The 13868-nt window shown below is 64.1% G+C and carries 15 protein-coding genes; all 15 read left to right on the top strand.

Going from position 1 to position 13868, the window contains the following annotated elements; genetic code table 11:
- The first annotated feature begins 232 nt into the window (after positions 1 to 232).
- The 15 genes from NCR34_RS09910 to lepA all read left to right on the top strand — a co-directional run bounded on the left by NCR34_RS09910 (position 233) and on the right by lepA (position 13843).
- Complete coding sequence (locus tag NCR34_RS09910; protein ID WP_175944479.1) at positions 233 to 850, top strand: DUF177 domain-containing protein; 618 nt, start codon at positions 233 to 235, stop codon at positions 848 to 850.
- A gap of 133 nt (positions 851 to 983) precedes the next feature.
- Entirely contained in the window at positions 984 to 1163 is a 180-nt protein-coding gene (gene rpmF / locus NCR34_RS09905) for a 50S ribosomal protein L32 (RefSeq protein ID WP_159836666.1), read from the top strand.
- 139 nt (positions 1164 to 1302) lie between these two features.
- Positions 1303 to 2454: a phosphate acyltransferase PlsX gene (plsX, locus tag NCR34_RS09900; RefSeq protein WP_250499755.1), complete on the top strand. Its 1152-nt coding sequence runs from the start codon at positions 1303 to 1305 to the stop codon at positions 2452 to 2454.
- A complete protein-coding gene (locus tag NCR34_RS09895; RefSeq protein ID WP_175944475.1) occupies positions 2454 to 3443 on the top strand; it encodes a beta-ketoacyl-ACP synthase III in 990 nt (329 codons plus the stop codon). Before plsX ends, NCR34_RS09895 begins: the two co-directional genes overlap by 1 nt.
- Before the next feature lie 133 nt (positions 3444 to 3576).
- Positions 3577 to 4509 (top strand): ACP S-malonyltransferase, encoded by a 933-nt coding sequence (gene fabD, locus NCR34_RS09890; RefSeq protein WP_250499754.1) that lies wholly within the window; start codon positions 3577 to 3579, stop codon positions 4507 to 4509.
- A gap of 11 nt (positions 4510 to 4520) precedes the next feature.
- Positions 4521 to 5261 carry a 3-oxoacyl-ACP reductase FabG gene (fabG, locus tag NCR34_RS09885; RefSeq protein WP_244846919.1) on the top strand — a complete coding sequence of 247 codons (741 nt, stop codon included), beginning with the start codon at positions 4521 to 4523 and terminating at the stop codon, positions 5259 to 5261.
- Between the two features lie 239 nt (positions 5262 to 5500).
- The gene (gene acpP, locus NCR34_RS09880; RefSeq protein WP_004197638.1) at positions 5501 to 5740 is read left to right on the top strand and encodes an acyl carrier protein; all 240 of its coding nucleotides are present in this window, start codon (positions 5501 to 5503) and stop codon (positions 5738 to 5740) included.
- A gap of 146 nt (positions 5741 to 5886) precedes the next feature.
- The gene (gene fabF / locus NCR34_RS09875; RefSeq protein ID WP_250499753.1) at positions 5887 to 7125 is read left to right on the top strand and encodes a beta-ketoacyl-ACP synthase II; all 1239 of its coding nucleotides are present in this window, start codon (positions 5887 to 5889) and stop codon (positions 7123 to 7125) included.
- Positions 7126 to 7157: 32 nt separating this feature from the next.
- Positions 7158 to 7619 (top strand): protein YgfX, encoded by a 462-nt coding sequence (locus tag NCR34_RS09870; RefSeq protein WP_250499752.1) that lies wholly within the window; start codon positions 7158 to 7160, stop codon positions 7617 to 7619.
- 95 nt (positions 7620 to 7714) lie between these two features.
- Positions 7715 to 8314, top strand: a complete 600-nt coding sequence (rpoE, locus tag NCR34_RS09865) for an RNA polymerase sigma factor RpoE (RefSeq protein ID WP_159836660.1) — start codon at positions 7715 to 7717, stop codon at positions 8312 to 8314.
- 84 nt (positions 8315 to 8398) lie between these two features.
- Positions 8399 to 9049: a sigma-E factor negative regulatory protein gene (locus NCR34_RS09860; protein ID WP_250499751.1), complete on the top strand. Its 651-nt coding sequence runs from the start codon at positions 8399 to 8401 to the stop codon at positions 9047 to 9049.
- A gap of 57 nt (positions 9050 to 9106) precedes the next feature.
- A complete protein-coding gene (locus NCR34_RS09855) occupies positions 9107 to 10093 on the top strand; it encodes a MucB/RseB C-terminal domain-containing protein (protein WP_250499835.1) in 987 nt (328 codons plus the stop codon).
- 23 nt (positions 10094 to 10116) lie between these two features.
- On the top strand, positions 10117 to 11658 hold the full coding sequence (locus NCR34_RS09850; RefSeq protein WP_250499750.1) for a DegQ family serine endoprotease: 1542 nt from the start codon (positions 10117 to 10119) through the stop codon (positions 11656 to 11658).
- A 9-nt stretch (positions 11659 to 11667) separates the two neighbouring features.
- A complete protein-coding gene (locus tag NCR34_RS09845; RefSeq protein WP_250499749.1) occupies positions 11668 to 11928 on the top strand; it encodes a glutaredoxin family protein in 261 nt (86 codons plus the stop codon).
- A 124-nt stretch (positions 11929 to 12052) separates the two neighbouring features.
- Positions 12053 to 13843: a translation elongation factor 4 gene (lepA, locus tag NCR34_RS09840; RefSeq protein ID WP_250499748.1), complete on the top strand. Its 1791-nt coding sequence runs from the start codon at positions 12053 to 12055 to the stop codon at positions 13841 to 13843.
- The last annotated feature ends 25 nt before the right edge of the window (positions 13844 to 13868 follow it).

The following is a 13868-nucleotide window of genomic DNA, read 5'->3' as shown; positions in this document are numbered from 1 at the left end:
CGTACGCAGCCTTAACTATTTGACTCGAAAGAATAAAGCCTATATGATTTTGGGCTTTTCATCGGCTGTCAGGGTATTGGCGCGGGCGGGAATGCAAATGAGTACGTGCCTGGCGTGCTCTGAGCCGGCGGGCAGTGCATACTGAGTGCATGCAAACCGATGCAAGCCGCACGAAGAAACGCTGCGTCGGCCGATGAGAGAACGAACAACCCGGCATAAGGCAGGAGCGCGCATGACTCAGAATCCTGGCAAACCTGCGAGCCTCGCTGATCTGCGCGCGCTCGACCTTTACGACTTCGCCGAGAACAAACGGCAGGCAGCGGGCGCGTTGCGTACGTCGCAAATGCCGCGCATGTTAGCCGAAGTACCGGCGGACGCGCCAGAGGACGACACGGTCTTCACCTGGCAGGGCGAGGGCTCGACCCAGCCGGAATTGCAGGACGACGGCACGGAAGCGCCGCAGCCGTATCTGCGCCTCGCGGTGCACGGTTCGGTGTGGCTCACGTGCCAGCGCTGTCTTTCGCCGTACTCGCAGCATCTCGACGTCGACGCGACGTATCGGATCGTCGCGACGGAGGAAGAAGCAGACGAGTATCCGCTCGACGAAGATGAAATCGAAGTGATCGTCGGCTCGCGCCAGTTCGATCTCATCGACTTGATCGAAGAAGAGTTGTTGCTTTCCTTGCCGCTCGTGCCGAAGCACAGCGTCTGTCCGGAAGTGCATGAAAGCCTGCTCGCAGGCAGCGCCGAGGACGAGGCCGACGAAGGCGGCGAGGAAGCCGAGAAACCGAATCCGTTTGCCGTTCTGGAAAAGCTCAAGACGAGCGGTCCGGACGACAAGAAGCATTGATGGCGCGGTGCGGCGAATCCTCGCCGCACGCAATCTCCCGCTTCTAGCGGTGGGCCGGGACGGCCGCAGTTTTCCGCGAACGCGGAGACAGGCCGCCCTGTGTTAGAATTCGCAAAATTTTTCTGGAGTAATCATGGCAGTTCAGCAAAACAAGAAGTCGCCGTCCAAGCGCGGCATGCACCGTTCCCACGACTTCCTCCCGACGGCGCCGCTGGCTGTCGAGCCGAGCACGGGCGAAGCGCATCTGCGTCACCACGTGAGCCCGAACGGCTACTATCGTGGCAAGAAAGTCGTCAAGACGAAGAACGACTAAGCGTTCGTTCTCTGCTTTGCCGCGTGCGCAACGCCGTTTTGCGGTGGCTCGCGCCTGGCACGCTGTTGACACTTTCCCGGTACGACAAGAAGGCGGCATTTCACTGCCGCTTTTTTGTGCCTGAAATTCGTCGCTTTCCATGACCGTAAAGATAACCATTGACTGCATGGGAGGCGACCACGGTCCGGCCGTGACCGTTCCCGCCGCTGTCAATTTCGTGCGCTCGCATCCCGACGCGCACCTGATGCTCGTCGGCATCGAACAGGCGATCCGCGCCCAGCTGAAAAAGTCGAAGGCGCTCGACGAGCCGCGTCTGACCGTCGTTCCAGCAACCGAAGTCGTCGCCATGGACGACCCGGTCGAAGTCGCGCTGCGCAAGAAAAAAGATTCGTCGATGCGCGTGGCGCTCAACCTCGTGAAGGAAGGCGAGGCGCAGACCTGCATTTCCGCGGGCAATACCGGCGCGCTCATGGCGGTGTCGCGCTACGTGCTCAAAACGCTCGCGGGCATCGAACGGCCGGCCATCGCCTTCGCGATGCCGAGCCAGAAGGGCTACACGACCGTGCTGGATCTCGGCGCGAACGTCGATTGCGAGCCCGAGCATCTGTTGCAGTTCGCCGAAATGGGCCACGCGCTCGTGTCCGCGATCGAAGGCCGCGAGCGGCCGACCATCGGGCTGCTCAACATCGGCGAAGAAGTCATCAAGGGCAACGAAACGATCAAGCGCGCGGGCGAGCTGCTGCGCGCGAGCACGCTCAACTTCTACGGCAACGTGGAAGGCAACGACATCTACAAAGGCACGACCGATGTCGTCGTCTGCGACGGCTTCGTCGGCAATGTGGCGCTGAAAACGTCGGAAGGGCTCGCCAAGATGCTCTCCGACATGATCAAGGAAGAATTCACGCGCTCGCTTTCGAGCAAGCTGATGGCGCTCGTCGCCATGCCCGTGCTCAAGCGGTTCAGAAAGCGCGTCGATCCGGCGCAATACAACGGCGCGGCGCTCCTCGGCCTGCGCGGGCTCGTGATCAAAAGTCACGGCTCCGCGGAAGCGTACGGCTTTGAGTGGGCGATCAAACGCGGGTATGATGCCGTCAAAAATGGCGTGCTCGAACGCCTCGTGCGCGCGATGGAGGAAAATGCGCTGTCCGCGCCGTCCGCACAAGACGCGGGCACGAGCGCGCCGGCTGCCGATGCGTCCGCCGACGCGCTCGCGCTTCAGCCGAATTCCTCGCCTAACCCCTCGCCTAACCCGCCGGACGCGTCCGGCACCGCGCAACACACGAAGGCATAATGGCTCAATCCAATCTCTACGCTCGCGTGCTCGGCACTGGCAGCTATCTGCCGTCCGAGCGCATCACGAATCAGGCATTGGCGGACCGTCTCTCGCAGCAAGGCGTCGAGACGAGCGACGAATGGATCGTCGCGCGCACGGGCATCCACGCGCGGCACTTCGCGGCTCCGGATCAGACCACGAGCGATCTCGCGCTCATCGCTTCGCAGAAGGCCATCGCGGCGGCGGGCATCGATCCGCAGTCGATCGACCTCATCATCGTCGCCACATCGACGCCCGACTTCGTGTTTCCGAGCACCGCGTGCCTGTTGCAGAACAAGCTGGGCATCAAGAACAACGGCGCCGCGTTCGACGTGCAGGCCGTGTGCTCGGGCTTCGCGTACGGCATGGCGACGGCGGACAGCTTCATTCGTAGCGGCATGCATCGCACGGCGCTCGTCGTCGGCGCGGAGACCTTCTCGCGCATTCTCGACTTCAAGGACCGCACGACCTGCGTGCTGTTCGGCGACGGCGCGGGCGCAGTGGTGCTTCAGGCGTCGGAAGAGCCGGGCGTGCTCGCCAGCGCGCTGCACGCGGACGGCAGCTACGCCGACATTCTCTGCACGCCGGGCAATGTGAACGGCGGCGTCGTGAGCGGCAGCGCGTTCCTGCACATGGACGGCCAGGCGGTGTTCAAGCTCGCCGTGAACGTGCTGGAGAAGGTCGCGATCGAAGCGCTCCAGAAAGCGCATCTCACGCCGCAGGAAATCGACTGGCTCATTCCGCATCAGGCGAACATCCGCATCATGCAGAGCACCTGCCGCAAGCTGCACTTGCCGCAGGAGCGCATGGTGGTGACGGTCGGCGACCACGGCAATACCTCGGCGGCGTCGATTCCGCTCGCGCTCGACGTCGCGGTGCGCGACGGCCGCATCAAGCGCGGACAGAACGTGCTGATCGAAGGCGTCGGCGGCGGCTTCACGTGGGGCGCGTCGGTCTTCCGCTACTGATTCTTTCATCCGTCTCCCTCCATTAATCTGCAACTGATCCGCTGTCGATGAAGCTGCGCGCCGCGCGTGCAACCGGCGACGCCGCGCGCGCCCTCGACGCACACGCGGATCCTTCCAATCCAACGAGGACGATATGAAATTTGCGTTCGTTTTCCCGGGCCAAGGCTCGCAATCGATCGGCATGCTCAACGCCTTTGCCGATCACGCCGTGGTGCGCGAGACGGTGCAGCAGGCATCGGATGCGCTCGGTCAGGATCTCGCGAAGCTGATCGCCGAAGGTCCGGCCGAAGAGCTCAATCTGACGACGAACACGCAGCCGGTCATGCTCACGGCCGCGTACGCCATCTACCGCGTGTGGGAAAAGGAAACCGGCCTCGCGCCGGCACTGGTCGCGGGTCACAGCCTCGGCGAATACACGGCACTGGTCGCGGCCGGCGCGCTCGCATTCGCGGACGCGGTGCCGCTCGTGCGCTTTCGCGCCCAGGCGATGCAAAGCGCGGTGCCGGTCGGCGAGGGCGGCATGGCGGCGATTCTCGGTCTCGACGACGACACGGTGCGCGCAGTCTGCGCCGAAAGCGCGTCGGCGGGCGTCGTGGAAGCGGTGAACTTCAATGCGCCGTCGCAAGTGGTGATCGCGGGCGCGAAGGCGGCGGTCGAAAAGGCATGCGAAGTGGCGAAGGCGAAGGGCGCGAAGCGCGCGTTGCCGCTGCCCGTGTCCGCGCCGTTCCATTCGTCGTTGCTGAAGCCGGCATCGGACAAACTGCGCGACTATCTCGCGAACGTGCGCATCGAGCCGCCGCGCATTCCGCTGATCAATAACATCGATGTTGCGAAGGTCTCGGACCCCGCCGCGATCAAGGACGCGCTCGTGCGTCAAGCCGCAGGCCCGGTGCGCTGGGTCGAGTGCGTGCAGGCGATGGCGCGTGAAGGCGTCACGCACGTGATCGAATGCGGTCCGGGCAAAGTGCTCGCGGGGCTGACGAAGCGCATCGACGGCAATCTGGTCGGCGGCGCGGTGTTCGATCCCGCCTCGCTCGAAGAAACGCGCAAACTGATCGCTGGATAAGAGGCAACCACATGAACTTGGACAATCAGGTAGCTATCGTCACGGGAGCGTCGCGCGGCATCGGGCGCGCCATCGCGCTGGAACTGGCTCGTCAGGGCGCGACGGTCATCGGCACGGCCACGAGCGAAAGCGGCGCGGCGGGCATCAGCGAAGCGCTGGCGCAGGCGGGCGGCAAGGGCCGCGGCGCGGTGCTGAACGTGAACGACGCCGCAGCGGCCGACGCGTTCATCGATGCCACCGTGAAGGAGTTCGGCGGCCTCAACGTGCTCGTGAACAACGCGGGCATCACGAAAGATCAGCTCGCCATGCGCATGAAGGACGACGAATTCGACGCCGTCATCGACACGAATCTGCGCGCGGTCTTCCGCCTGTCGCGAGCCGTCCTGCGCCCGATGATGAAGGCGCGCGGCGGGCGCATCATCAACATCACGTCGGTGGTGGGCTCGTCGGGCAATCCCGGTCAGGCGAACTACGCGGCGGCGAAGGCCGGCGTCGCGGGGATGACGCGCGCGCTAGCACGCGAGATCGGCAGCCGTGGCATCACGGTGAACTGCATCGCGCCGGGCTTCATCGACACCGACATGACGAAGGTGTTGCCGGAAGAACAGCGCACCGCGCTGACCGCGCAGATCCCGCTGGGCCGGCTCGGCAGCCCGGAAGACATCGCGCATGCGGTGGCGTTCCTCGCGTCGCCGTTCGCCGGTTACATCACGGGCACGACGCTTCACGTGAACGGCGGCATGTACATGTAATAGGCATTTCGCCGAATATCGCTTAATATCCGCGCGGCACACGGGCGCGCAAAATGCTCTCACCGGCATGCGCGCCCCGTACAGCGCGGCAGCAACGAACGATGCAGGCCAACGGCTCGCGCCTTGATGAAGCGCAGCAGGCGGCGAAGCATGGAACTGACGCGCCGTATTTTGCGGGTACAAACCTGATAAAATGCGCGCACTCGTATTTTTGAACTTTTATTCCCTCGGAGGGCTGCATGGACAACATCGAACAGCGCGTGAAGAAGATCGTCGCCGAACAACTGGGCGTGGCGGAAGCCGAAATCAAGAACGAAGCGTCGTTCGTGAACGATCTGGGCGCTGACTCGCTCGACACGGTGGAACTGGTGATGGCGCTGGAAGACGAGTTCGGCATGGAAATCCCCGATGAAGAAGCCGAGAAGATCACCACGGTTCAGCAAGCGATCGACTACGCTCGCGCCAACGTCAAGGCCTAAGGCCGGACGCGCCAGCGACCCGTCGCTCTTCGAGCTTGAAGCATCGTCGCTGCAAAGACCGATTTAACAGCCACAGGGCACACAGGGCGGTTTCCTGTGGCCGCTGTGGCTTTTGCTTTTCGTCATTCTATGGATAAGGGGTTAACGTGAGCCGTCGTCGAGTTGTTGTTACAGGCCTTGGGCTCGTTTCGCCTGTCGGCAATACCGTTGCCGACGGCTGGGCCAATCTGGTGGCGGGCAAGTCGGGCATCGCCAACATCACGAAGTTCGACGCCGCGAACTTCTCCACGCGTTTCGCGGGCGAGGTGAAGGGCTTCAACATCGAAGACTACATGCCCGCCAAGGAAGCGCGCCACATGGATACCTTTATCCATTACGGCTTCGCGGCAGGCGTTCAGGCGATGCAGGACAGCGGCCTTGCGATCACCGACGAAAACGCGGAACGCGTGGGCGTCGTGGTCGGCTCGGGCATCGGCGGGCTGCCGATGATCGAAGTCACGCAGACCGAACTGCTCAATCGCGGTCCGCGCCGCATTTCGCCGTTCTTCGTCCCGGCGTCGATCATCAACATGATCTCCGGCCATCTGTCGATCCGCTTCGGCCTCAAGGGTCCGAATCTGTCGATGGTCACGGCGTGTACCACCGGCCTGCACTGCATCGGCGAAGCGTCGCGCCTGATCGAATACGGCGACGCCGACGTAATGATCGCGGGCGGCGCGGAAGCGACCGTTTCCCCGCTCGGTATCGGCGGCTTCGCGGCGGCGCGCGCGCTCTCGCAGCGCAACGACGACCCGGCGACGGCCAGCCGCCCGTGGGATACGGACCGCGACGGCTTCGTGCTCGGCGAAGGCGCGGGCGTCATGGTGCTCGAAGAATACGAACATGCCAAAGCGCGCGGCGCGAAGATCTACGCCGAAGTGCTGGGCTACGGCATGAGCGGCGACGCTTACCACATGACGGCGCCGCCCGAAGACGGCGACGGCGGCCGCCGCGCGATGGTCAACGCGCTGAAAAACGCGAAGGTCAACGCGGACGAGGTCAACTACGTGAACGCGCACGGCACGTCCACGCCGCTCGGCGACATCGCGGAGACCATCGGCATCAAGCGCGCGCTCGGCGATCACGCGAAGAACATCGTCGTGAACTCCACGAAGTCGATGACCGGGCACCTGCTCGGTGGCGCGGGCGGGCTGGAGTCGGTGTTTACCGTGCTGGCCGTGCATCATCAGATCTCGCCGCCGACCATCAACATCTTCAATCAGGACCCGCAGTGCGACCTGGATTACTGCGCGAACACGGCGCGGGAAATGAAGATCGACGTCGCGGTGAAGAACTCGTTCGGCTTCGGCGGCACGAACGGCTCGCTCGTCTTCAAGCGTTTCTGAGCACGGCGCGCTCGTCAAGGACGGGGGACACGATGACGGGCGCGCATCTGAATCGGCCGCATGGGGAAGCGGGCACACCGCCGCGCATCCCCATGCGGCCTTCGCGTTTTCTGCTCGCAGCGCTCATCGGTTTTGTCGTGCTGGCGGACGCGGCCGTCTTCCGGGCGGTCTTCGCGCAATTTGGGCCGCTTCACGCGACCGTGGCCGCGCTAGCGTGTCTAGCGGCCCTCGCCCTGGCGGCCGTGCGCTGGACGCTGCGCCAACCGGCCGCCATCGGCCTGCACGCGGACGGCCTCACGGTGTGGAACCGCGCGGGCTGCGCGCAGTACCGGCGCATCGTCGGCTGCGCGCAATGGGGCGTGGTCGTCGCGCTCACGTTGTCATCGGAAAAAGGCAGGCCGCGCGCGCTTCTGGTGGCAGCGGATTCCATCGATTCCGACACCTTCCGCCAGCTTGTCGTGCGCGCCCGCCGCGCCGCCAGCGCCTACCTGTAACGACTGTAACGGTAGATGAGCGTCCGGGATAACGCGAAGTCCGTGACGCTACAATACCCGTCCGCGCAACAGCCCAAAGTCAAACGGATTCCCAGGTGAGCGAAAAAGAAATCGACCAAGTGCTGGTCGAACGCGTGCAGAAGGGCGACAAAGCCGCGTTCGAACTGTTGGTCGCCAAATACCACCGCAAGATCATTCGACTGATCTCGCGCCTCGTGCGCGATCCCGCCGAAGTCGAGGACGTCGCCCAGGACGCCTTCATCAAGGCCTACCGCGCGCTGCCGCAGTTTCGCGGCGAATCGGCGTTCTACACCTGGCTGTACCGCATTGCCGTCAACACGGCGAAAAACTACCTCGCGACGCAGGGACGCCGCGCTCCCACTTCTACCGAAGCAGATGCGGAAGAAGCGGAAACTTTCTCCGACGCCGACCAACTAAGGGATATCAACACGCCCGAGTCGATGTTGATGAGCAAGCAGATCGCTCAAACGGTCAATGCTGCGATGGCGCTGCTGCCCGAGGAATTGCGCACCGCCATCACGCTCCGGGAAATCGAAGGATTGAGTTACGAGGAAATCGCGGAGATGATGGACTGCCCGATCGGCACCGTCAGATCGAGAATTTTCCGTGCTCGGGAAGCCATTGCGGCAAAATTGCGTCCGTTGTTGGACACACCCGAAGGCAAACGCTGGTAAGACGGCTGGAAACTTCGGGACAGGGACGCGATATCTGGGTTAGGTGGTGTCACTACGGCTGGTTTCGAAGGATTGGGGAGCATCATGGGGTCGGTCTCGATGCAGGCGCAGGGAAATTCGCAGGCAAGCTCGCGCGGGGAGCGCATGTCGGCGTTCGTCGACGGTGAATCGCTCGGCGAAATCGGAAACATCGGTCAGTTCCTGGCGGAACTGACGAGCGAGGACCGCGCGGCGTGGTCCGACTATCATCTCATCGGCGACGCGCTGCGTTCCGACGATCTCGCCGAAAGCCCGGCGCGCAGCCACGCGTTCATGGCGTCGTTCGCGGCGCGCTTCGAGGCCGAAGCGCACGTGCTGGCGCCTGCGGCCCTGCCTGCGGCATCGGCTTCGGCGCAAAAGGCGCGCAGTGGCATGCTGCGTCGGCGCGTGATGCCGGCGTTCGCGGTCGCGGCCGCCGCGGCCACGCTCACGTGGATCGTCGTGCCGCAAATGCAGGGAGTCGGCGTCCGCTCGGGCGCGCAAGTGGCGAGCGTCGCGCAGCCGGATTCGGTGCAGCGTGTCGCGCTCGCGTCGGTGCCGGCCGTGACCACCGCCGCGCCGGTCGTCGAGGCGAACATCATCCGCGACGCGAATCTCGATCAGTACCTCGAAGCGCATCAGCAGTTCTCGCAGCAGCCTGCGATGCCCGGCGCCATGCCACTGATTCGCGCGGCGGTGACAACGCAGAGCCAATAACTGAAGGCAGGTGTGCGGTTGAATAAAACTAGATATTGGGGGCGGCTGCCGGCATTCATGTTGTGCGCAGCCGCGTTGTTGTGCGCGGCATCCGCATCGTTCGCTGACAGCGGCAACGCGCCGGATCGCAAAACCGCCGCCAACCTGCTCAACCGCATTCAGGAAGCGGCCCAGCAGCAGAATTACGAGGGCACCTTCCTTTATCAGCGCGGCGCGACGGTGCAGTCGTCGCGCATCACGCACGTCGCCACCCACGGCGACGGAGACTACGAATCGCTCGAAAGTCTCGACGGCGCGCCGCGGCGGATGCTGCGCCACGACGACGACATGCTCACGTTCGTGCCGGAGCGGCATCTGCTCGTCATGGAGCATCGGCAGAGCAAGGATTCGTTTCCGTCGCTGCTCGCCACGAGCGGCGATCAGGTACTCGCGGTGTACGAGCCGAAGCTGCTCGGCACCGACCGCGTCGCGGGCATCGAGAGTCAGGTGATCGAGCTCGACCCGAAAGACGCCTATCGTTTCGCCTACAAGCTGTGGGCGGACGCGAAGACCGGTCTCTTGCTGCGCGCGCAGACGCTCGATCCGGACGGCCAGGTGCTCGAACAGCTTTCGTTCTCGCAGGTGCGTATCGGCGGGGCAATCGATAAAGCCTCGATCGCGAACGGCATGCGCGCCACGGCGGGCTGGAACGTCGTGCGCCCGCCGGTGCAGCCGGTCGACTTGCAGGCGCAGGGCTGGCAGATCAGGCCGACCATTCCCGGCTTCAGGCTGATCCGCGAACTGCGCCGGCCGATGGCGTCGAGCGAGCAGGGCCAGCCGCCGATTCCCGTCGATCAGGCAGTGTTCTCGGACGGCCTCGCTGCCATTTCCGTGTTCGTCGAGCCGGTCGAGAAGAATTCCCGCAAGGAAGGCGCGGGCAATAACGGCGCAACGCATGTGCTCGTGAAGCGTCGCGGCGATTTCTGGATTACTTTGCTGGGCGAAGTGCCGCAAGCCACGTTGCAGCAATTTGCTTCTACCATAGAATACAAGCCTTCCAAGTAATCGAATCCCTCGGCCTTCCATCCATGAGCAACTACTCGCTGCGCAAGTTAATCGCGGCCGCGGCGCTCGCCGTGTGCCTGCCGTTCCTCTCGAACGCGGCGGCGGCAGCGCCCACGGTGAATCTGCCGGACTTCACCTCGCTCGTCGACAAGGTCGGGCCTTCGGTCGTGAACATCCGCACGACCTCGCGCGTCGGCTCGTCGGGCGAGATGCGCGGCTTGCCGCCGGGCCTCGACGAAGGCGACATGTCGGAGTTCTTCCGGCGCTTCTTCGGCATTCCGATGCCGGGGCAGCCGGGCTCGCCGCGCGGCAACGGTGGCGGCGGCGGTGGTGGCGGCGGCGGAGGCGATCAGGGCAAGGGCGGCAGCCGCAGCCTTCCGCCCGATGACAGTCAGGACAACTCGGAGCAGAGCAGCGGCGTCGGCTCGGGCTTCATCCTCTCGACGGACGGCTACGTGATGACCAACGCGCACGTCGTCGACGACGCGGACACCATCTACGTCACGCTCACCGACAAGCGCGAGTTCAAGGCGCGGCTCGTCGGCGTCGATGAGCGCACGGACGTCGCGGTCGTGAAGATCAGCGCGTCGAATCTGCCGGCCATCACCATCGGCGATTCGAACAAGGTGCGCGTCGGCGAATGGGTGCTCGCCATCGGCTCGCCGTTCGGTCTCGACAATACGGTGACGGCCGGCATCGTCAGCGCCAAGGGCCGCGACACGGGCGACTACCTGCCGTTCATCCAGACCGATGTCGCGGTGAATCCCGGCAACTCGGGCGGGCCGCTCATCAACATGGCGGGCGAAGTCATCGGCATCAATTCGCAGATTTATAGCCGCACCGGCGGCTTCATGGGCATCTCGTTCGCGATTCCGATCGACGAGGCGATGCGCGTGGCGGATCAGCTGAAGACGTCGGGCAGGGTCACGCGCGGGCGCATTGCGGTCGCGATCGGCGAGGTGACGAAGGACGTGGCCGATTCGCTCGGCTTGCCGAAGGCGCAGGGCGCGCTCGTCAGCAGCGTCGAGGCGGGCGGTCCGGCCGACAAGGCGGGCATCCAGCCGGGCGACATCATCCTCAAGTTCAACGGCGTGAACGTGGAAACGGCGACCGACCTGCCCCGCATGGTCGGCGACAGCAAGCCGGGCATGAAAGCGACGATCACCATCTGGCGCAAGGGCCAGTCGCGCGATCTGCCGATCACCATCGCGGAAATGCAGCCGGATAAGGTCGCGAAGACCGAGCAGCGCCGCGCGCCGCAGCCGAAGGAGCGCGCGAGCAATTCGCTCGGCCTCGCGGTGAGCGACATTCCGGCCGAGCAGAAGAAGGCGCTCAAGCTCAACGGCGGCGTGCAGGTAGATGCCGTCGAAGGACCGGCGGCGCGCGCGGGCTTCCAGAAGGGCGACATCATCATGCGGATCGGCGACACGGACGTCACGAGCGCGAAGCAGTTCGAGTCCATCGCGCAGGGGCTCGATGCCAGCAAGATGGTCGCGATTCTCGTGCGCCGTGGCGACAACACGCAGTTCGTGCCGCTGCGCCCGCGCGTGCCGGCGCAGAAGTAACGCCGCGCGATGAGGGCGGACCACGCCGCGCATTTCGTGCTGTACGGGCGCGCGTGGTGCCATCTGTGTGAAGACATGCGCGCGGAGCTCGAGCCGATCGCGCAACGCTTCGGCGTGGCGATCGAGTGGATCGATATCGACGACGATCCGCTGCTCGAGACGCGCTACAACGAGCGCGTGCCGGTGCTGATGCTGGACGGCGTCGAGGTGTGCGAGCACCGGCTCGACGTGGATGCCGTCCTGGCGGCGCTCGCCTCGCGCCGCTCATAGGGCCGCCGAACGCCGAAACGCCTGTCCACCCCCTTTTCGGCTAAAATGCAGAAGTTTTCCCCCAATTTTTCAAGGCGTGCTCCGCATGTGTGAGGGCGCGCCTTTTTCGCTTGATCGGCACTGAATGAATCATATTCGTAACTTTTCGATCATTGCGCACATCGATCACGGCAAGTCCACGCTCGCGGACCGCATCATCCAGTTGTGCGGCGGGCTGTCCGATCGTGAGATGGAAGCGCAGGTGCTCGATTCGATGGACCTGGAACGCGAGCGCGGCATCACCATCAAGGCGCAAACGGCGGCGCTCACCTACAAGGCGCGCGACGGCCAGGTCTACAACCTCAATCTGATCGATACCCCCGGACACGTCGACTTCTCGTACGAAGTCAGCCGTTCGCTTTCCGCTTGCGAAGGCGCGCTGCTCGTCGTCGACGCGAGTCAGGGCGTCGAGGCGCAGACCGTGGCGAATTGCTACACGGCAATCGAACTGGGCGTCGAAGTCGTGCCGGTGCTGAACAAGATCGACTTGCCGGCCGCGAATCCGGAAAACGCGATCGCCGAGATCGAAGACGTGATCGGCATCGACGCGACGGACGCCGTGCATTGCAGCGCGAAGACCGGCCTCGGCGTGGAAGATGTGCTCGAATCGCTGATCGCGAAAGTGCCGCCGCCGCAGGGCGATCCGGACGCGCCGCTGCAGGCGCTCATCATCGACTCGTGGTTCGACAATTACGTCGGCGTCGTGATGCTCGTGCGCATCTTCAACGGCACGTTGAAGCCGAAGGACAAGATCAAGATGATGGCGACCGGCGCTCAATATCCGGTCGAGCATCTCGGCGTGTTCGCGCCCAAGTCGACGAACCTGTCGCAATTGTCGGCGGGGCAGGTCGGCTTCGTGATCGCGGGCATCAAGGAACTGACGGCCGCGAAGGTCGGCGACACCGTGACGGTCGCGAATCGTCCGGCCGCCGAGCCGCTGCCGGGCTTCAAGGAGGTGAAGCCGCAGGTTTTCGCGGGGCTGTATCCGGTCGAAGCGAATCAATACGACTCGCTGCGCGAATCGCTCGAAAAGCTGAAGCTCAACGACGCCTCGCTGCAATTCGAGCCGGAAGTGTCGCAGGCGCTGGGCTTCGGCTTCCGCTGCGGCTTCCTCGGCCTTCTGCACATGGAGATCGTGCAGGAACGGCTGGAGCGCGAATTCGACATGGACCTGATCACCACCGCGCCGACGGTGGTGTACGAAGTCGTCCAGCGCGACGGCAGCACTATTCAGGTCGAGAATCCGGCGAAGATGCCGGAGCCGTCGAAGATCGAGGAAGTGCGCGAGCCGATCGTCACGGTGAATCTGTACATGCCGCAGGAGTATGTCGGCTCCGTCATCACGCTGTGCACGAACAAGCGTGGCCAGCAGATCAACATGCAGTACCACGGCCGTCAGGTGCAGTTGACCTATGAAATCCCGATGGCGGAAATCGTGCTCGACTTCTTCGACCGCCTGAAGTCGACGTCGCGCGGCTATGCGTCGATGGACTACGAGTTCAAGGAATACCGCGCGGCGGATGTCGTGAAGGTCGACATGCTGATCAACGGCGATAAGGTCGATGCCTTGTCCGTCATCGTTCACCGCTCGCAAAGCCAGAGCCGCGGCCGCGAAGTCGCGTCGAAGATGCGCGAGCTGATCCCGCGCCAGATGTACGACGTGGCGATTCAGGCGACCATCGGCTCGAACATCATCGCGCGCGAAAACATCAAGGCGCTGCGCAAGAACGTGCTCGCGAAGTGCTACGGCGGCGACATCACGCGCAAGAAGAAGCTGCTCGAAAAGCAGAAGGCGGGCAAGAAGCGCATGAAGCAGGTCGGCTCTGTCGAGATTCCGCAAGAGGCTTTCCTCGCCATCCTACGCGTGGACGAGTGACGTTCGCGCGCCGCCGGGCGCAGAA

Source organism: Caballeronia sp. GAWG1-5s-s, from assembly GCF_023631445.1.
GTDB lineage: Bacteria > Pseudomonadota > Gammaproteobacteria > Burkholderiales > Burkholderiaceae > Caballeronia.
Note: the sequence above shows the minus strand (reverse complement) of the source record. Positions and strands in the feature narration are given on the sequence as shown.

Bases quoted from the DNA above. Each gene is read 5' to 3' on its own strand.
- NCR34_RS09845 (WP_250499749.1), top strand. From the start codon at position 11,668: ATGAGGGCGGACCACGCCGCGCATTTCGTGCTGTACGGGCGCGCGTGG.
- fabD (WP_250499754.1), top strand. From the start codon at position 3,577: ATGAAATTTGCGTTCGTTTTCCCGGGCCAAGGCTCGCAATCGATCGGC.
- NCR34_RS09895 (WP_175944475.1), top strand. From the start codon at position 2,454: ATGGCTCAATCCAATCTCTACGCTCGCGTGCTCGGCACTGGCAGCTAT.
- fabG (WP_244846919.1), top strand. From the start codon at position 4,521: ATGAACTTGGACAATCAGGTAGCTATCGTCACGGGAGCGTCGCGCGGC.
- NCR34_RS09870 (WP_250499752.1), top strand. From the start codon at position 7,158: ATGACGGGCGCGCATCTGAATCGGCCGCATGGGGAAGCGGGCACACCG.
- rpmF (WP_159836666.1), top strand. From the start codon at position 984: ATGGCAGTTCAGCAAAACAAGAAGTCGCCGTCCAAGCGCGGCATGCAC.
- plsX (WP_250499755.1), top strand. From the start codon at position 1,303: ATGACCGTAAAGATAACCATTGACTGCATGGGAGGCGACCACGGTCCG.
- NCR34_RS09855 (WP_250499835.1), top strand. From the start codon at position 9,107: ATGTTGTGCGCAGCCGCGTTGTTGTGCGCGGCATCCGCATCGTTCGCT.
- NCR34_RS09850 (WP_250499750.1), top strand. From the start codon at position 10,117: ATGAGCAACTACTCGCTGCGCAAGTTAATCGCGGCCGCGGCGCTCGCC.
- NCR34_RS09910 (WP_175944479.1), top strand. From the start codon at position 233: ATGACTCAGAATCCTGGCAAACCTGCGAGCCTCGCTGATCTGCGCGCG.
- NCR34_RS09860 (WP_250499751.1), top strand. From the start codon at position 8,399: ATGGGGTCGGTCTCGATGCAGGCGCAGGGAAATTCGCAGGCAAGCTCG.
- lepA (WP_250499748.1), top strand. From the start codon at position 12,053: ATGAATCATATTCGTAACTTTTCGATCATTGCGCACATCGATCACGGC.
- acpP (WP_004197638.1), top strand. From the start codon at position 5,501: ATGGACAACATCGAACAGCGCGTGAAGAAGATCGTCGCCGAACAACTG.